The organism is Corynebacterium sp. CCUG 51687, assembly GCF_024453995.1.
Lineage (GTDB): Bacteria > Actinomycetota > Actinomycetes > Mycobacteriales > Mycobacteriaceae > Corynebacterium > Corynebacterium pseudogenitalium.
This window is the reverse complement of record NZ_JAGPYT010000007.1, coordinates 40,790-58,695: the sequence shown is the minus strand read 5'-3', so window position 1 is coordinate 58,695 and position 17,906 is coordinate 40,790. Positions and strand designations below refer to the sequence as shown.

Genomic DNA, 17,906 nt, shown 5'->3' with positions numbered 1-17,906 from the left:
GCATGGAACGATTCTGGCGCAGTTTCAAATGGCTGTGGGGCACCTCGTGGCCCCTCTACGCCGCAACTGTGCTCGGAACCAACGTCATCGGCGCCGTGCTGATCATGCTGTTCGTGCGGTTCCTCATCCCCATGCGGGAGGTGCAGCAGCTCAACATTCACGACGAAAGCCTCGGCTTCCTCGGCGCGGCCTACTTCTGCTTTGCCATCTTCGTGGGCATCGTGGTCACGTTCTTCCTGTTCCGCCCGGTGCTGGAGTGGCAGCTCAGCCCCGACGACCACGACCCGAACATGGTGCGCAACCTGGTCATGCGCATCCCGGTGCTGCAGACCGTGATCGTGGTCGGGGTGTGGGCCATCGGCATCATGATCATCACCGTGGCCGCCTGGCGCATCGACCACCAGCTGGCGATCGTGACCTTAGGGTCTACGTCGCTGGCGTGCTTCGTCACCGCCGTGATGACGTATCTGCAGGCAGAGCGCCTGGTGCGGCCGGTGGCGGCGTCGGCACTCGCGCGGCGCTTCGAGGACTCCACCCTGGAGCCGCCGATCAAGCACCGCCTGTACCTAACCTGGTTCACTACCTCCGCCGTGCCGATGTTCGGGGTGCTCGCCCTGTTCTTCGCGCAGCGCCACGGCTTCTTCTACAACCGCCCCGGCGAGCTCATGCCAGCCGTCCTCGCGCTGACGCTCACCGCGCTGGCCACCGGCTTCATCGGCACCGCGTTCGCCATCATGAGCGTGGTGGACCCCATCAAGGAGCTGCAGGAAGCCATCAATAAGGTGCGGCGCGGGGAACGCAACACCCAGGTGGACATTTACGACGGCTCCGAAATCGGCGTACTGCAGGCCGGGTTCAACGAGATGATGCGCGGGCTCAACGAGCGCCAGCGCGTCCGCGACATCTTCGGACGCTACGTTGGCACCGAGGTCGCCCAGAAGGCCCTGGAGGAGAAGCCGGAACTCGGCGGGGAGGACCGCCGCGTGGCCGTCGTGTTCATCGACGTCATCGGCTCCACCACGTTTGCCGTCAACCACACCCCGGAACAGGTCGTGGCCGCGCTGAACAACTTCTTCGAGATCGTCGTTGAGGTGGTGCACCGTAACAAGGGCGTGATCAACAAGTTCCAGGGCGACGCGGCACTGGCCGTATTCGGCGCACCCGTCTCCATCCACGACGCCGCCTCCCACGCCCTCCAGGCCGCCCGCGAACTACGCCGCGAACTGGCAGGCCTCGAGCTGCAGGCAGGTATCGGGGTGGCCTCAGGGCACGTGGTCGCCGGCCACATCGGCGGGTCCGACCGCTTCGAATACACCGTCATCGGCGACGCCGTCAACGCCGCCGCCCGCCTCACCGAACTGGCCAAGGACACCCCGGGCTGCGTGCTCACCAACGCCGCAACACTGCGCGCCGCCAACGAGGTCGAGCAGCAGCGCTGGACGCTGATGAAGTCAGTGGAACTGCGTGGGCGCAACCGCATGACGCAGCTGGCCCGCCCGGTGCGTTCCACCCTGGCGGACCGCTACTAGCCAACCCCGCTTACGAGCGCTTCGCGGCCTTCTTCGTCGCCTTCTTGCGCGTCGTCTTCTTCGTCGCCTTCTTCCGCGTGGTCTTGCGCGCGGCCTTCTTGGCTGGCTTCGGGTTCTCCGCCTCGCGGGCCCGGCGCGCAGAGAGCAGCTCGTTCGCGCGCTCGTCCGTCATGGTCTCCGGGGTATCGCCGCGCTGGAGGGACGCGTTGGTGGTGCCGTCAGTGACGTACGGGCCGAAGCGGCCGTCCTTAATGGACATCGGCTTGCCGGACACGTCGTTGTCCCCGAGCAGCTTCAACGGCGCCTTCGCAGCCCCGCGACCACGGCGCTTCGGCTCCGCGTAGATGCGGCGCGCCTCCTCCAGCGTGATGCTGAAGATCTGTTCCTCGCTGGCCAGGGAGCGCGAATCAGTGCCCTTCTTCAGGTACGGGCCGTAGCGTCCGTTCTGCGCCGTGATCACTTCCCCATCGTCGACGCCCACCTCGCGCGGCAGGCTCAGCAGCTGCAGCGCCTGCTCAAGCGTGACAGAGGCCGGGTCCATCGACTGGAACAGGGACGCCGTCGCGGGCTTGAGCTGCTCGTCGACAAGTTCGGTCATGCGCTTTTCTTTTTGCTTCGCGGCTGTCTTGGTGTCCCAGTTCTTCTTCCGCTTGCCCTCTTCGGCGCGCTGCTTGTCCTCGGCGGCGCGCTCTTCGGCGATGACTTCCTCGGCGTGGGCTTGCGCCTTCTCCAGCTCGTCGTCGCCGAGTTTCTCGGTGACGTAGGGGCCGAAGCGGCCCTCCTTGGCCACCACCATGCGGCCGTTGGCTGGGTTCACGCCCAGCTCACGGCCGGACTGCGGGGTAGCGAACAGCTTCTCCGCCAGTTCCAGGGTGACCTCATCAGGCGTGGTCGCCTCAGGGATGTTGGCGCGCTGGTACTCCGGCTCGCCCTCGGCGGTGACGCCCACCTGGCGTTCCATGTACGGCCCGTAGCGGCCCACGCGCACGTTGACGGCGCGGCCTTCCGCGTCGTCGAAGAGTTTCAGGGAGTTGACCTGGCGGGCGTCGATACGCTCGAGGTTGTCCTCGATGATGTGCTTGAGGCCACCGCGACGCGCAATCGCCTCAGCGGTGTTGTCGCTGGCGTCGGCGTCGCCGAAGTAGAAGCTAGTCAGCCAGCGGGTGCGGTCCTCGTTGCCGTGCGCGATCTCATCGAGCTCGTCCTCCATCGAGGACGTGAAGTCGTAGTCCACCAGGGCGTCGAAGTTGTTCTCCAAAAGCCCCACGACGGAAAACGCCACCCAGCTGGGCACCAGCGCGTTGCCGCGGGAGAAGACGTAGCCGCGGTCCTGGATCGTCTTAATAATCGACGCATACGTCGACGGACGCCCAATCCCAAGGTCCTCCATCTTCTTCACCAGGCTCGCCTCCGTGTAGCGGGCCGGCGGGTTCGTGGAGTGCCCATCCGCCGAAATCGCGGTGGTGGGCAGCTCGTCGCCCGCGGTGAGCTGCGGCAAGTGCGTCTCGCTGTCTCGCGTATCCGAGTAGGCGCGCAGCCAACCCGGGAACGTAATCGTGCGGCCGGTTGCTGCGAACTCGGTATCGAAGTCGCCCGCAACGGTCACCTTCGTGGAGTTCCCGCGGGCGTTCTCCATCTGGGACGCCACCGTGCGCTGCCAAATCAGCTCGTAAAGCTTGAACTCCTCCGCGTCCAGCACCTTCGACAACTGCCCCGGCGTAGCAAACCGCTCACCAGCAGGGCGGATCGCCTCGTGCGCCTCCTGCGAGTTCTTCACCTTCCGGTCATAGATACGCGGCTTGTCCGCCACATACTCCGCGCCGTACAGCTCCGTCGCCGCAGCCCGCGCCGCCGACAGCCCCTGCTGCGACAGCGACGTCGAGTCCGTACGCATATACGTAATGTGTCCGTTCTCGTACAGGCGCTGCGCAATACGCATCGTTCGCGCCGACGTAAACCGCAGCTTCCGCCCGGCCTCCTGCTGCAAGGTGGACGTCATAAAGGGTGCGTACGGCTTGCGGCTGTACGGCTTTTCCTCCACGCCGCTCACCGTCATCGAGGTGCCCTTCAGCGCCCCAGCAAGCTCCTCCGCCACCTGCTTATCGACGACCACAACCCCCTCAGCCGACCCCTTCAACCGACCGCGATCATCAAAGTCCTTGCCCTGCGCAATCCGCGAACCGTTAATCGCCACAAGCTTCGCGTCAAACGCCGTACCCCCACCGTACGTCGCAGTCACATCCCAGTACTCCGCCGGGATAAACGCCATGCGCTCACGCTCACGCTCCACAATCACACGCGTCGCCACCGACTGCACACGACCCGCCGACAGCCTCGGCATGACCTTCTTCCACAACACCGGAGAGACCTCGTAGCCATACAACCGGTCCAGGATGCGGCGGGTCTCCTGGGCGTCGACAAGATCCATATCCAGCTCGCGGGTATTCTCCGCAGCCTCCCGAATCGCCGACTCCGTAATCTCGTTGAACACCATGCGCTCCACCGGAACCTTCGGCTTCAACGTCTCCAACAAGTGCCACGCGATCGCCTCACCCTCGCGGTCCGGGTCTGTCGCCAGCAGCAGCCTGTCCGCCTGCTTCAACTTCGCACGAAGATCAGTGACCTTCTTCTTCTTGTCAGGACTGACAACATATATAGGTGCAAACCCAGACTCCGGATTCACACCCAACTTCGCCCACGGTTCCTTCTTGTACTTCGCAGGGATGTCAGCAGCACGGCCCGGAAGATCACGAATGTGCCCCACGGAAGCTTCCACAATGTAGTCACTCCCCAGATACTTCTGGATCTTCTTCGCCTTCGTCGCGGACTCCACGATGACGAGGGTCTTGCCGTCTTCAGCCACGCTTCGTGACACCTCACTTCAAGAACTATGTTCGTTAACTCACATAAGTTGTATCAGACAATATAAATAGCAACCCTACAACTCCTCGTTTTCACCCCCACCAACTACACTGAACCCCCAAGAGCACCATCGGGCACCCAAGGAGGTAAAACCCCAGATGATCGACTCCCTCATCGGCTTCCTCCACACCCTGATGGGCACACCCCTCTTCTACCCACTCGTCATACTCCTCATCCTCGGCGACGCCCTGATCCCCCTCATCCCCTCCGAAACCGTCCTCAACCTCTCCGGCGCCTTCTCCGCATCCCAAGGCGTCCCCAACGCGTGGGGCATCATCGCCGCCGCCATCATCGGCGGCATCATCGGCGACAACATCTGCTTCCTCCTCGGCGGACGCCTCATCCACGTCGTCGACCGCCTCGACCCCAACTCCAAAGCCGGCCAAGCCATCGACTGGGTGCGCCGCAACATGAACCGCGGCGCCGGCATCACCGTCCTCGTCGCCAGGTTCCTACCCTGGGCACGCTGGGTTGCCACGATCGTGCTGGGCAGCGTGCGCTACAACTGGTTCGCCTTCTTCCTCTACGACACCATCGGCGTCATCATCTGGGCCTGCCTCTCCGTCGGCCTCGGCTACGCCGGCGGCTCCCTCCTTTCCGACTTCCCCCTCCTCGGCATGATCGTCGGCATCGCCCTCGGCGCCCTCGTCGGCGGGATCATGCAGCGCATCCAGTCCTACATCTTCGAACTTTTCGACGTCCGGCGCGGCGTCTCCGCCGTGTAGGTCTTGAGTGCTGCGCGCGTGCTTCCCAGGTGGCTAATTTCGGCGAGGGAATTTGGTGCTAGTAAACAGGAGCCAGTGCCAAAGGACGCACCCCGCTTTTCACGACCTGGGCTTTTCTCGAATCCCCCGGAAGGAATTGCGTCTATTGGCACTGGCACGTGAATGGAACTCAAAAGCAAAAACCCCGGCCGGAGCCGGGGTGTGCACCTATATAGATTAGAGAGCGGTGACCTGCTGGGCCTGTGGGCCCTTGGCGCCCTCGCCGATTTCGAACTCGACCTTCTGGTTCTCCTCGAGGGTGCGGAAACCGCTGCCCTGGATCTCGGAGTAGTGAACGAAGACGTCGGCGGAGCCGTCGTCTGGAGCGATGAAGCCGAAGCCCTTTTCTGCGTTAAACCACTTCACGATGCCTGTAGCCATTGGTGTGTTCCCTTTCAAAAGATGGATAAATGAAGCCGTCCACCAGGGCTGATGTCCTGGCGCCCGCGTAAACAATCCCTCGCGAGCACCGTTGAAGGCGCGCACAAAATTTGTTACTGCCAACCAGTGTGCCACAAACTGGCATACTTTGCTGTGTCATGAAGCAGGATTTTTGTTCTTTTGGGGGCGAGCTCGTTCGCGGGCTTCGCGAGCAGTTCCCCCACTCCACAATCACGCACGTGGAGGAGATTCCGGCGCGCCCGGCGGAGTACGGCGAGTGGCCCGAGTGGGTGCATCCGGCGCTGCGTCACGCGCTGGAGGAGCGCAGTGTGCAGCGGCTGTTTCGCCATCAGCAGCAGTGTGCCGAGGCGGCCTGGCGGGGTGAGGACGTTGTGGTGGCGACGGGGACGTCGTCAGGTAAGTCGTTGGGGTATCAGCTGCCGGTGCTGTCTGCGCTGGCGGCGGACGAGCGGGCATGCGCGCTGTACATCACGCCGACGAAGGCGTTGGGGTCGGATCAGTTGCAGGCGACATTGGCGCTGACGAAGGATCTGCCTGGGATTACGCCAGCGCCGTATGACGGGGATACGCCGGTTGATGCGCGGCGCGCGATTCGCGATCAGTCGCGGTTCGTGTTCACGAATCCGGACATGTTGCACGCGAGCATCCTTGGTTCGCATGAGCGGTGGGCGCGCCTGTTGCGCCACCTGCGCTTCATCGTGGTGGATGAGTCGCACACTTATCGGGGGGTTTTCGGCGCCAATGTGTCCCTTGTTTTTCGACGCCTGCTTCGCCTCGCCCGCGCGTACGGTTCAGAGCCGACGTTGGTGTTTGCGTCAGCGACGTCGGCGGCCCCGGCGGAGCACGCCGAGCTGCTGTGTGGCAGGCCGGTTCGGGCGGTGGATGTGGATACGGCGCCGACGGGTGAGCGCACCGTGGTGTTGTGGGAGCCGGGTTTCATCGAGGGCGCGGAGGGTGAGCACGGTGCCCCGGTGAGGTACGCGGCGACGACGGAGGCGGCGTCGATAATGGGCTGGTTGGTGCGTGAGGGGGCGCGGACTTTGACGTTTGTGCGCTCGCGGCCGGCGGCGGAGATTGTGGCGATGCGCGCGCAGGAGGATTTGAGTGCTGCGGGGCGGCCGGATTTTGCGCGGCGGATCGCGGCGTATCGGGCGGGCTACCTGGCGGAGGACCGTCGTGCGCTGGAGCGCGCCCTGGACGAGGGCGACATCCTGGGCATGGCGACGACGAACGCGCTCGAGCTGGGTATCGACGTCGGCGGACTCGACGCCGTGGTGATGGCGGGCTACCCGGGGACGGTGGCGTCGTTTCGGCAGCAGGCGGGCCGGGCAGGGCGCCGCGGGCAGGGCTCACTGGTGGTGCTCGTTGCCCGCGATGAGCCGATGGATGCCTTCCTGGTGCACCACCCCGAAGCACTGCTGGGCCGCCCAGTGGAGCGCAGCGTGTTCAACCCGTCGAACCCGTACATCCTGCGCGGCCACCTCTACCACGCAGCACTTGAGCGCCCGCTGACCTCGAAGGACGTCGACGACTTCGGCGCCCACGACGTGGTGGAGCAGATGTGCGAGGAGGGCCTGCTGCGCAAGCGCCCCCGCGGCTGGTTCCCGGCGCCCGACGCGGAGGTGACCGTCTCCATCCGCGGCGGTGCTGGTGCCGAGGTGATGATCGTGGACGTCAGCGACGGCCGCCTCCTGGGCACCGTCGATGCCGCCCGCGCACTCACCCAGGTCCACGAGGGCGCCGTGTATGTGCACCAAGGAGAGCACTTCGTGGTGCAGGAGCTCAACCTGGACGACTACGTGGCCCTCGTAGAGCCCGCGCAGCCGGACTACACCACCCGCGCCCGTTCCACGACGGACATCCGCATCCTGGGCGAAGCTCACGAGACCCGCCAGCTTGCGAAGGGCGTGTGGGTGGCCAGCGTGGACGTCGAGGTCACCGACCGCGTCACCGGCTACGTTGTCCGCCTGGCGGACGGCTCGGTCAGCGAGCACATCCCGCTGGACCTGCCCGCGCAGCACCTCGAGACCCGCGCCGTCGCCTACACGATCGACCCGCTGGTCCTGGACTCGCTGGGCATCAGCGCGGGCGAAGTACCCGGCGCGCTGCATGCTGCAGAGCACGCGGCGATCGGGCTGCTGCCCCTCATCGCGACGTGCGACCGCTGGGACATCGGCGGCGTATCGACAGCCCTCCACCAAGACACGCTGCTCCCCACAGTATTCGTCTACGACGGCCACCCCGGCGGCGCCGGCATGAGCGACGAAGGCTTCTCCCGCTTCCACACGTGGATCACCGCCACCTACGGCGCGGTGGAGTCCTGCCCGTGCGAACACGGCTGCCCGTCCTGTATCCAGTCGCCGAAGTGCGGCAACGGGAACCAGCCGCTGGATAAGCAGGCGGCGCTGAAGGTGTTGGGGCTCCTGAGCAAGGTGTCACGGCAGTAGGCGGCACTGTCGTGCAACCAGATTTGTTCGGGAGGCAGTCTATTTCCGTTGTTGCCCGTGGCAGTACCCGGTAGACGGCTAAGGCCGCTGTGTTCGCAGAGCGGGGACTCTGGAGTTCTGCTTGATCCATTCCGCAGCATCAGGATCAATGAAGCAGGCTACCTTTTGGATGGCGTTATCAATCGAATTGAGATATGCAACCTCACGCGCTCTGTCGTGTTGATGGACGATTGATTCGTGATGAGAGCACCTATTTCTCATTTTGTAGACAATGACTACAAGATCTTCAAACTGTCGTCTGCTTTCGGGGGTCGTCTTCAATGCCTTGCGTACCTGAGGCCAGACGACCGCTTGGTAGTGGCTGCTTAAGAGGAAGCGCCAGAAGTCAAAGGTTAGCTCAGCAATGATTTTTCCTGGTGGCGCATCCTCTCTACCAACCCGTTTCTTCGCCTTCCGGATGTTCTTCTTAGCTGCGTCGTTGAACGGTATTCGAGTGTCGTCAAACCATCGGTCACCGTACCTTCTGCTTAAGGCATAGTGAATGCAATTTCGGAGGAGCACTTCAAGATGCTCGATGTCGGCAAGATAGGTCTTCGTGAGGTGAGTATTCCAAAGATATAGCGCTTCTGGTGCGGGGTGGTCAACGTACCGACTCATCCGCGCGGACGAAAACCATTGTGCTAACGGTGCTGGGGTCAATCTTGAATTACTCATTATGGAAATGCTAGTCTGTGTGTTGAAAGCCCCGGAACGATCCCTGCACTACGAAAGTAGGAGTAAATCGCCGGGGTTATTGGTTTTTCAGCTTAATCGTAGTCTTTTTGATTGATACACTGCTGGGCATGGATAAACGCACACTCCGCATGTGGATCCCGAACCAGCACGGCGCGTGGGCGATGGCGCTCACCCCCGCCATTGTGGGGACCCTCGGCGTCGCGTTCGGTGCAGAGCGCTTCCCGGCCGCGATCGTGTGGTTGTTGATTGCGTGGTTAATTGGATATTGCGCGTTCTTCGCATTTGGACAGGCAGCGCGGGCGCGCACCGTGGAGCGTCGCCGCCAGTACATGCCGCCAGTACTCACCTACGGAGCGATCTCCCTGGTCGCGGTGACGATCGTGGTCGTGCAGGATCCGTCGGTGCTCGAGTGGGCGTGGCGTTACGCGCCGCTGGTCTGGATCGCGGTGTGGGAAACGCCGCAACGCAGGCCGCGCTCGCTGGCCAGTGGCGCGGCGACGACGGTCGCCTCCGCGCTGTTGGTCGCGGTGATCGCGCACCTAGCCGGGTTGCCGACTGGTTGGTCCAGCCCGGCGATCGTCGCGACGACGTTTTTGGCGCTCTACTTCACCGGGACAGTACCGCTGGTCAAGACGATGGTGCGTGACCGCGGCAGCAGCGCCATGTTGGCGTTCAGTATCGGCTACCACGTGGCGGCAATCGTGGTGATGGTCGTATATGCCCTCCTTGTTGGGTTCGGTTGGTGGATGGTCGCGGTACTGGTGTTGGCACTGGCCCGCGCGGTGTACTTCCCACTCAGCGCGCGTCGCGGGAAGCGGTGGAGCGCTAAGGACATCGGCAAGGCGGAGGTCCTGCCGTGTGTCCTGGCGGCGCTCGCGGCGCTTGGAGTACTGCTCACCGGATAAACCCGCGCTAGACCGATCGGGGCAGGGTATATCAAAAATCTTCCGCTTCTCTGGAGGTAAAGCTGGGATACTGTAGTTTATGCCCTCTCGAAAAATTCTGCTTCGTCCAGAGTATAGCCATCCAAGCTCTTTATGGCCGTCTAAAGAACTAGTAGTTTCTGAGCCTAAAAACCTAGGGTTCTATCTTCCCGAGGAGATAGGGATTAAGCCAGCTTTAGGAAACGAAATCCTTGAGTGGACGAGGGAATTTCAGGATAATTTTCTCGAGAAACCCGATAGCTTTCATCAGCGCCCGCGCTGGAAAGACCAATTCGATAGATTTCAATGGTATGACGCGGGCTGGGATATCACGTACGCCTTGAGAGATTCATTCCCCTCGACGCAGATCATTCCCCGGTTTTCGCAATTTGTTTTTTCCATCAATGAGCGAAGAGAGAATTTCGGAAAGCAGCCACTATGCCTTCCCGGGGACGAACGGGAAGGGTACGTGTCCATCAAGGAATGTCGGGAATAACGAAGAATTGTGCATAGCGTTCTCTGAGATAAATCTTGCGAACCAAAACTTACTGGGTCATCCTCGTTTAGCGGACACCCATGATGCGTCCGTTCGAGCGTGGTCATTCGGGAGCCAGCAACGCAGGAAATACACGGCAGAGTACCAGGACACCGTTCTCTTCTGTCCCGCGCGGTTGTTAGAATGACGCCATGATTACAGGCGCACTAAAGTCCCAGGTAGACCGCATTTGGGACGCTTTTTGGTCCGGCGGCATCTCCAACCCAATCACCGTCATCGAGCAATTCACCTACCTGCTGTTCATGCGCCAGCTCGACGAACGCCAAGCACAGGCCGAATTCCTCGCCAACACGCTGGGTGCGCAGCCGGATGACACCCAAATATTTTACGACGCCACCCACGACCACCTGCGCTTTTCCAAGTTGTTGGCCGTCGACTCACCCGAGGCACGCTTTACCGCGTTCCGCGAAGGGTTCGACTACATCAAACAGCTCGGCGCCGCGCGTGACAGCGGGTTTGTCACCCACATGAAAGACGCAGCGTTCCTGATTCCGAACCCGGCGACGCTGACGACGGTCGCGACGATGATCTCGAAGCTGGAGTTCTCCAATAAGGACATGACCGGCGACTTGTACGAATACATGTTGTCCAAACTGGCCACCGCCGGCACGAACGGACAGTTCAGAACACCAAGCCACATCATCGAACTCATCGTGGCACTCACCGAACCGACAATCACCGACCGGCTCATCGACCCAGCCTGCGGCACCGCAGGTTTCCTCGCCGCCACCAGCGAATACCTGCGTGGTGATTTCAAAAACGCCACCAAACTGCAGCGCGAACAGTACCTCGCCTGCGGCCTGACCGGGTTCGACTTCGACTCCACCATGGTGCGCATCGCCGCAATGAACATGGTGATGCACGGCTTTGCGGACCCGAACATCTCCTACCTTGACTCCCTCCAGGAGCTGGCGCCAGAGCGGCTTGAAGCGTTCGATGTGCTGCTGGCGAACCCGCCGTTTGCGGGCTCGATTAATCAGGACATTTTGGATCCGGAGTTGGCGTCGATAAAGACGAAGAAGACGGAGCTGCTGTTCATCGCGAGGTTTTTGACCTTGCTGAAGCTGGGCGGCAGGGCGGCTGTCGTTGTGCCGGAGGGTGTGCTGTTCGGCTCGACGCGCGCGCACAAAACGCTGCGCAAAGAGCTTGTGGACAACCAAAAAATCGACGGCATCATCAAACTGCCGTCCGGCGCGTTCAAACCGTACACCGGGGTGTCCACCGCCATCGTGTGCTTTACCCGCACCGACTCGCCGGGCCAAAATGAGCACATCTGGTTCTACGACATCACCGCTGACGGGCGCTCCCTCGACGACAAACGCACCCCACTGCTCGCCGAGGAACTGCTCGGCCCCTGGCCCGCTACTCCACTTGACGACGCCCAGCTGCGCCTGAACAACCTGCCCGACGTTGTGGCCCGCTTCCACAACCAGACCGCCGAACGCGACCGCGCCCGCACCGAAGCATCCTTCACTGTCCCTGTCGACGAGATCCGCGAGGCGGACTACGACTTGTCGATGAACCGGTACAAAGAAATCGTCTTCGAAACCGAAGAAACCCGCGACCCGAAAGACATCCTCGCCGACATCGAGGCCCTCGACGCCCAAATCGCCGACGCCATGAGCACACTCAAGGGGCTGATCTAGATGAAGGTGAGCGATATCCTGGAAGAGTATAAAGAATTACCTTCGCACGAAAACCTCGAAGTTCTCACGCTGACTGAGAAAAACGGATTTGTTCCTCAAGCTGACCGCTTTCACAAGCGGCTTGCAACTCAGGACACTAGCAAGTACCGAGTTGTCAATACCGGAGATTTTGCTTACAACCCGTACCTTCTCTGGGCGGGTGCAATTGCAGTCAATGAAAGGCCCGACCCAGGCATCATTTCACCGGTATACCCCACGTTTAGGCTGAAAGAGGGGTTTGACCCTGGTTATATTTTCGCCCTACTTCTCAGCCCATTAATGCTCAAGAGGTATGACACGATCTCTTACGGGTCCGTCCCCCGCCGACGCAGAGCAGCAACAAAAGATTTTTTGAATCTTACGGTTCCTGACATCCCTCCCTTGGAGGAGCAGCAGCGCATCGCGACAATTCTGGGCACGGTGGAAGAGGCTCGGACGAAACAAGACGCTCTCATCTCTGAGCTGAGCTCACTCGAAATAGCAGTTTGCGATGCGATCTTTAGCGCTGCCACTGAACAAATACGGCTCGAGGAAATTGCAGACCTTCAAGGTGGACTGACCCTCAACAAGCGCCGGAAAGATAATCCAATTGAAGTGAATTACCTTCGCGTTGGCAACGTCCAACGAAGGTCTCTTGAGCTTTCAACCGTTAAGACAATTCGCTGCAAAGAAAACGAAATACAACGGTGTGAACTGCGAAAAGGCGACGTGTTGCTCGTTGAAGCCAACGCGAACCCATACGAAGTAGGCCGCGCAGCCCAAGTCCCAGAGTTTGATACCCCAACGGTGTACCAAAACCATCTTTTTAGAGCACGCCCTAAAAATGATGTACACCCTGATTATCTAGAACAAGCAATAAACAGCATGCCTGTGCGCCGACAATTAGTCGCGCTTGCACGAACAACGTCAGGGCTGAATGGGTTTTCGATTTCACAGGCTCGGAGCTTGAAAATCCCTTTACTTAGCCAGCAGATGCAAGCCGAGCTAGCGGATCGCGTTTCGGGTTTCCGACAGGCGCGCGTCCTTCAAGAGGAGAAAGCACACAGGTTAAATGAGCTCTACGTTTCCCTGTCCTCTCACGCGTTCGCGGGAGAACTTTAGAGCTGAGAGATAGCGAACTCACTACGGAATTCCGCGGAGCGGACAGGTCGCCACTGGTGAATACAATTCCGCGAGGCGGACAACAGTCGGTATTCAAGTGTCCGCCGGGCGGACACTAGTGTTGGCGCTCGAGGTGTCCGCGGGGCAGCAAATCATCTTGCTTTCACTGTCCGCGGCAGCACAGCTATCAGTGGCTTTCTGAGCTGAAGCTCATCTAGGTGTCCGCCGCGCGGACAGATTACCACCGGTGAATAGGGCGTCGGGTGTTGATGCAAAGTTCCGCGCCGCGGACAACAGGGTCGGCGCTCGAGGTGTCCGCGGGGCGGACAACCAACATCTGCGCTGGCTTTCCGCGGGGCGGACAGATCGCCGACGTTATATACGGCGCTGGGTTCCGCGGCGCAGGCAGGCATTCACCACTCATCCGGAAGCCGGGTCATGGCGTTAAAGATAAACGTGGTGTCGAAGGGGCGTCGATAAGAAAGGCACCGCTGCTTCCACTGTCCGCGGCACCCCAACTACCAGCAACTATCCCGGCATCAACCCACTAATGTGTCCGCCCGTGGATAGATAATCACCCGCTTACCCGAAAGTGAAACTGCACGAAACGGGATAAAGTCACAAACCGAGGATGCTTTTCGACAGCGAACTATATGTACGCTGCAGTAAAGCACTTTCAAAAAGCCAAACACGCAAACCGAAAAGGCAAAGCATCATGAGCAGCAACAGACCCTTATTCCGCGCAAAATGGTATGGCATTCCCTTTATCGAGATCGCTCTTTTGCTCACCACGTTCGCGGTTGACTGTTTCTCCGAATCAGACGTCGAACTTATTTATGTGATAGTTTTATTGTCCTTTATCGGCCTGCTGCCCCTCAGTTTCGTTCCGATCAGAATTTTCTACGTCGACATTTTATTTCTCTTGCTAGGTGTTGCTGGATACCTCATCATCCAGTATTCCGGCGAAACTGCGGGCGTTGGGCTGGGTTGGATTTGTATGCTCCTCCTAGGACTAGGAGTAAGTGGAGTGTGTTGTCTCATTCGGAGGGTGTTAGCTCTCATGCTCGTGTGCCGCTAAGCGAAAACGCCTAGACGCTCATGAAGTACGCCAAGGACATCGGCAAGGCGGAGGTTGCTCAAGAAAGACGTCGCACCGCACCTACAAGACCCCGTGGCCGGGTGATCCTCGTGTCAATATCCAAAATGCGAAGGGCAAGGCCAAACCATATCAGGTGAACCAAGTTCTCGAAGCGATTGAGAAACTGGGCACGCAGAAGAATGAATCGGAGTAGCCAGCATGGACATCAATAAGTACACCTATCAAGTCTCCTGGTCGGAAGAAGATCAGGAGTACGTGGCGACCGTGGCTGAGTTCCCCTCGTTGTCGTGGCTGGATGCGGATCGACACCAGGCCGAGCGCGGTTTGATTGATCTTGTGACTGAGGTTGCCGAAGACATGGAGGCCTCCGGCGAGGTGGTTCCCGTGCCATTGGGGAGTCGTAACTATTCGGGGAAGTTCAATGTACGCACATCTCCGTCGCTGCATCTGCGGTTGAGGGGCAAGCCACGCGCAGACCACACACGCACTGAGATGCTCACGACGATACGGCACTCGCAACGCTAGACCGGACCGGCGCGCGCCTTCTGCACGGCCCTGCCGACACGCACGCTGACCTGCACGTCCGGCTCGTCGACTTCGCACGTTTCGACGCTTCCACCGTTGGCCTGGGCGGTGTCGTTGGCGGCGGAGCAGGCGTCGACACCTTGGTAGAGGGCGGTGGCCGCGGCGACGGCCGAAAGGTCGGCGGCGACGCGCGCCCGATGGGTATTCGCCACCCCGGCAACCACCGCCGCAATGGCAAGAGCCAGCGCGGTCACCGCGGCGATGATGCCGGCCGTGGTGACGGACGCGGAGCCCTCCTCACTTCGGAGTTGACCAAGCATGGCTAGCCCCCGAACTCGGTTGGGAAGACTGCGGTGGCTTCCATGCCGCGCACGCGGGCGGTCACGGTGACCATGCCGCTGCGTTCCTGGGTGGTGACACGCCCGGTGGGCGGGTCGTAGTCCAGGCCGATGGCGTGCGCGCGGGCTGCGGCCCCGGCGATGTCGACCGCCGAGATGTAGGCGCCCATCGCGGCCAGCGCCGCGACGATCGCACCGGCGACGACCACCAGGGCGCTCAGTGAGAGCGCTGCCTCGATGGTGTTCATGGCCTAACCCGGCTTGTTGGTCAGGGCGTCGGTGATCACTCCTTCGATGGCGTCGGAGACGCCGTTGCTGGTGACCACCATGTACAGCACCCCGGCAAGGGCGGCGGCCGCCAAAGTACCAAAGGCGTATTCGATGGTCGAAAGCCCGTCGTCATTGGACAGTTTCGCCTGCATACGCGTGATAATTCGGGCAGCGGCAGCGTGAACAAGATTCATAGACATTTTTATCTCCTTATTAGTTGTTGGTGTTTTAAAACAGGGTTTGGCCCAGGCTGACCACCACGGGCGCCAGGCCGAGCACGAAGAACGCCGGCAGGAAAAAGACGGTCAGCGGGAGTGCGATGAGCACCCCGGCGCGCTCGGCGCGGGCGGTGGCGTGGTCGGCGGCGTCCGCGGTCAGGCTGACCGCGATGCGCTCACACCCCGCGGCGAGGGTGGCACCCGTGGCGTTAGATAAGGCCACCAGGTGCGCGAGCTCCTCCCCACCCGGCACCGCGCGTAGCTCCGCCCAGGCGCGTGCCGGGTCGGCCCCGAGTGCGCTGAGCGCCGCGACGGTGTGCCAGGGGCTTGGGTCCTCGCCGTGGGTGTCGGCCACTGCGCCCACGGCGGCTGCAACGGGCAGGCCGGCGCGGCAGCACGCCGCGAAGAGCCGGATGTCGGTTGCGCTCCTGCCGGGGCTTGGCGACGGCCCGTCCCGCGGAGTCTTCGGCGCACGGGTCACGTCGCGCCCCACCCGGCCGCGCGGACTGTGCCCGGCGACGGCCATCGCGCCAGCGACGCACAAAGCGGTAACAAACGTACTCATTGGGTTGCCCTTTCAATGATGTGTTGTGATGTACAGAAACCGGCCCCCACCAGCGCAGTGCCAACGATGAGCAACACCCCGCCCAAGTTGGTCCCGGCCAAAAAGTGCAGCGGGCGCGCCCCCATCGCAGCCCCCATCCCGATCCCGGCCAGCGGGAGCAGGGAGAGCACCACCGCGCTCGTCTTCGGCCCGGCCAACGCCGCAGCGGTGGCGGCGCGGTGGCGCAGCGCAGCGTCGATCTCCTCGCGTGCGGCGGTGACCAGGGAGGCGATCGGCACGCCGCGTTGCACCCCGACCCGCCACAGCGCCTCCACCCGGGACAGCTCCGGGGTGCGAAGCCCCGCGGCGTCGCCGGTGCGTAGCACGTGGCAGAACAGGGAGGCGTCGGCAAGCAGGTCGGTGGGGGTGGTGTCGGGGAGTTGGTCGGTGGCGCGAAGGGTGGCGTCGAGAAGCGAGGAACCTGCCTGCAGGCTGGCGCTGATGTGGCCGAGAAACTGCGAGGCCGCCTCCTGGCGCCGCACCAACGCCTGCCCGGCGCGGCGCCGCGAGTAGGCGTAGAGCACCGTCGCCCCGACGAGCGCGGCAGCGATGACCACCGCCGCGCGATCCGTCACGATGACCAGCAGCGCCACCGCGAGTGCCACCGGCGGCCCCCACCCCCAGGACACCGCGCGCGGGCGAATCCGGCGCGCAGGCACCCCTCCCGTCCATGCCACACAGGCCGCGAATGCGAACAGGTACGTCATGGCCGCTGCCAGATCACTCGGGTGGTCACCGGGTTGCCCTCCAGGGCACCGATCTGGTGCAGGACGCGGCGGCCGTCGGGGCGGCGCTGCATCACAATCACCGTGTCCAGCGCCGGCGCAAGCTGCGCGTGCAGGGCGTCGCGCCCCATCCCGCCGAGCGCGGCGAGCGCCTCAAACCTGGCCGGGACCTCCTCGATCGCGTTGGCATGCAAGGTGCCAGCGCCGCCCTCGTGGCCGGTATTGAGCGCCGCGAGGAGGTCCGTCACCTCCGCCCCGCGGATCTCCCCCACCACGATCCGGTCCGGGCGCATCCGCAACGACTGGCGGACAAGGTCCGCAATCGTGACCTGGCCGGCGCCCTCCGTGTTCACCGCCCGCGTATTCAGGTTCAGCACGTGCGGGTGATTCGGGGTCAGCTCCAGGGTGTCCTCGATCGCCAGGATCCGCTCGTGCGGCGCCACCTCCGCAAGCATCGCGGAGAGCAACGTCGTCTTGCCCGAACCGGTCCCGCCCACGATGACGAAGGCGCGCCGGGCCCGCACGATTTCGCGCAGCATCTCGGCGCGTTCCTCGTCCATCGTGCCGCTAGCCACCAGCTCGTCGAGGGTGGCGGTGGTGGTGCGCAGCACGCGCAGCGACAGGCACGTGCCCGCCACGGCCGTGGGCGCCAGCACCGCGTGGAAGCGGATAATCGAGCCGTCCGGCCTGCGGAAATGTCCGTCGCAGTAGGGTTGGGCGTCGTCAAGGCGGCGCCCGCAGCGCAGCGCCAGGCGCGTGGCCAGTCGGCGCACGGACTCCTCGGAGTCGAAGCGAATCTCGCTGCACTCAAGGCCGTGCCCGCGGTCCACGAACACGCGGTCGGGGGCGTTGACGCAGATGTCGGTCACCTCCCCGCCGGCGAGCAGCGGTTCCAGGGGCCCGGCGCCGGAGGTGTCGTCGCGAAGTTGACGCATCGCGGCCAGCACGTCCACGTCACTGATAACGACGGCCTCTTCGCGGATCAGCGCCGCAAGCCGGGTGGCGTCGACCTCCCCGGGCTCGTCGGCCATGCGGCGTTGCACGCGTAGTAACAAGTCCCGAT

General features: G+C 62.4%; 17 protein-coding genes and 1 pseudogene. 9 read left to right on the top strand and 9 right to left on the bottom strand.

The window, feature by feature from the left end:
• The first annotated feature begins 2 nt into the window (after positions 1-2).
• A complete protein-coding gene (locus tag KBX13_RS07920) occupies positions 3-1,529 on the top strand; it encodes an adenylate/guanylate cyclase domain-containing protein (protein ID WP_256021580.1) in 1,527 nt (508 codons plus the stop codon).
• 10 nt (positions 1,530-1,539) lie between these two features.
• Here KBX13_RS07920 and topA read toward each other — a convergent pair whose 3' ends face one another.
• On the bottom strand, positions 1,540-4,392 hold the full coding sequence (gene topA / locus KBX13_RS07915) for a type I DNA topoisomerase (protein ID WP_256021578.1): 2,853 nt from the start codon (positions 4,390-4,392) through the stop codon (positions 1,540-1,542).
• A gap of 157 nt (positions 4,393-4,549) precedes the next feature.
• On the opposite strand from topA, the gene KBX13_RS07910 reads away from it, so the two are divergent.
• Positions 4,550-5,176 carry a DedA family protein gene (locus KBX13_RS07910; RefSeq protein ID WP_256021575.1) on the top strand — a complete coding sequence of 209 codons (627 nt, stop codon included), beginning with the start codon at positions 4,550-4,552 and terminating at the stop codon, positions 5,174-5,176.
• A gap of 216 nt (positions 5,177-5,392) precedes the next feature.
• On the opposite strand, the gene KBX13_RS07905 is transcribed toward KBX13_RS07910, so the two are convergent.
• Positions 5,393-5,596: a cold-shock protein gene (locus KBX13_RS07905; RefSeq protein ID WP_070363240.1), complete on the bottom strand. Its 204-nt coding sequence runs from the start codon at positions 5,594-5,596 to the stop codon at positions 5,393-5,395.
• A gap of 158 nt (positions 5,597-5,754) precedes the next feature.
• On the opposite strand from KBX13_RS07905, the gene KBX13_RS07900 reads away from it, so the two are divergent.
• Complete coding sequence (locus KBX13_RS07900; protein WP_256021574.1) at positions 5,755-8,064, top strand: DEAD/DEAH box helicase; 2,310 nt, start codon at positions 5,755-5,757, stop codon at positions 8,062-8,064.
• Between the two features lie 78 nt (positions 8,065-8,142).
• On the opposite strand, the gene KBX13_RS07895 is transcribed toward KBX13_RS07900, so the two are convergent.
• The gene (locus KBX13_RS07895; RefSeq protein WP_256021572.1) at positions 8,143-8,778 is read right to left on the bottom strand and encodes an Abi family protein; all 636 of its coding nucleotides are present in this window, start codon (positions 8,776-8,778) and stop codon (positions 8,143-8,145) included.
• Between the two features lie 128 nt (positions 8,779-8,906).
• Between KBX13_RS07895 and KBX13_RS07890 the strand changes: the two genes are divergently transcribed.
• From KBX13_RS07890 to KBX13_RS07865, 6 genes and pseudogenes are all read left to right on the top strand, one after another.
• Positions 8,907-9,704: a YwiC-like family protein gene (locus KBX13_RS07890; RefSeq protein ID WP_256021570.1), complete on the top strand. Its 798-nt coding sequence runs from the start codon at positions 8,907-8,909 to the stop codon at positions 9,702-9,704.
• Positions 9,705-10,409: 705 nt separating this feature from the next.
• Positions 10,410-11,924, top strand: coding sequence for a class I SAM-dependent DNA methyltransferase (locus KBX13_RS07885; RefSeq protein ID WP_256021569.1), 1,515 nt, complete (start codon positions 10,410-10,412; stop codon positions 11,922-11,924).
• Positions 11,925-13,064 carry a restriction endonuclease subunit S gene (locus KBX13_RS07880; protein WP_256021567.1) on the top strand — a complete coding sequence of 380 codons (1,140 nt, stop codon included), beginning with the start codon at positions 11,925-11,927 and terminating at the stop codon, positions 13,062-13,064.
• Positions 13,065-13,333: 269 nt separating this feature from the next.
• Positions 13,334-13,615 (top strand): hypothetical protein, encoded by a 282-nt coding sequence (locus KBX13_RS07875; protein WP_256021565.1) that lies wholly within the window; start codon positions 13,334-13,336, stop codon positions 13,613-13,615.
• A gap of 591 nt (positions 13,616-14,206) precedes the next feature.
• Positions 14,207-14,356: pseudogene (locus KBX13_RS07870) on the top strand (toxin HicA); the annotation flags it as partial.
• Positions 14,357-14,361: 5 nt separating this feature from the next.
• On the top strand, positions 14,362-14,688 hold the full coding sequence (locus tag KBX13_RS07865) for a type II toxin-antitoxin system HicB family antitoxin (RefSeq protein WP_256021563.1): 327 nt from the start codon (positions 14,362-14,364) through the stop codon (positions 14,686-14,688).
• On the opposite strand, the gene KBX13_RS07860 is transcribed toward KBX13_RS07865, so the two are convergent.
• Genes KBX13_RS07860 through KBX13_RS07835 form a run of 6 tightly spaced genes read right to left on the bottom strand, consistent with a single transcriptional unit; the run spans position 14,685 to position 17,874 of the window.
• Positions 14,685-15,008 carry an Rv3654c family TadE-like protein gene (locus tag KBX13_RS07860; RefSeq protein WP_256021562.1) on the bottom strand — a complete coding sequence of 108 codons (324 nt, stop codon included), beginning with the start codon at positions 15,006-15,008 and terminating at the stop codon, positions 14,685-14,687. The two genes, KBX13_RS07865 and KBX13_RS07860, sit on opposite strands and share 4 nt — an antisense overlap.
• A gap of 2 nt (positions 15,009-15,010) precedes the next feature.
• Positions 15,011-15,274 (bottom strand): hypothetical protein, encoded by a 264-nt coding sequence (locus tag KBX13_RS07855; protein ID WP_256021560.1) that lies wholly within the window; start codon positions 15,272-15,274, stop codon positions 15,011-15,013.
• Between the two features lie 3 nt (positions 15,275-15,277).
• The gene (locus KBX13_RS07850; protein ID WP_070363246.1) at positions 15,278-15,490 is read right to left on the bottom strand and encodes a DUF4244 domain-containing protein; all 213 of its coding nucleotides are present in this window, start codon (positions 15,488-15,490) and stop codon (positions 15,278-15,280) included.
• 34 nt (positions 15,491-15,524) lie between these two features.
• A complete protein-coding gene (locus tag KBX13_RS07845; protein WP_256021650.1) occupies positions 15,525-16,040 on the bottom strand; it encodes a type II secretion system F family protein in 516 nt (171 codons plus the stop codon).
• Between the two features lie 35 nt (positions 16,041-16,075).
• Positions 16,076-16,825, bottom strand: coding sequence for a type II secretion system F family protein (locus KBX13_RS07840; protein ID WP_256021558.1), 750 nt, complete (start codon positions 16,823-16,825; stop codon positions 16,076-16,078).
• The gene (locus tag KBX13_RS07835) at positions 16,822-17,874 is read right to left on the bottom strand and encodes a TadA family conjugal transfer-associated ATPase (protein ID WP_256021648.1); all 1,053 of its coding nucleotides are present in this window, start codon (positions 17,872-17,874) and stop codon (positions 16,822-16,824) included. Before KBX13_RS07835 ends, KBX13_RS07840 begins: the two co-directional genes overlap by 4 nt.
• Positions 17,875-17,906 lie beyond the last annotated feature (32 nt).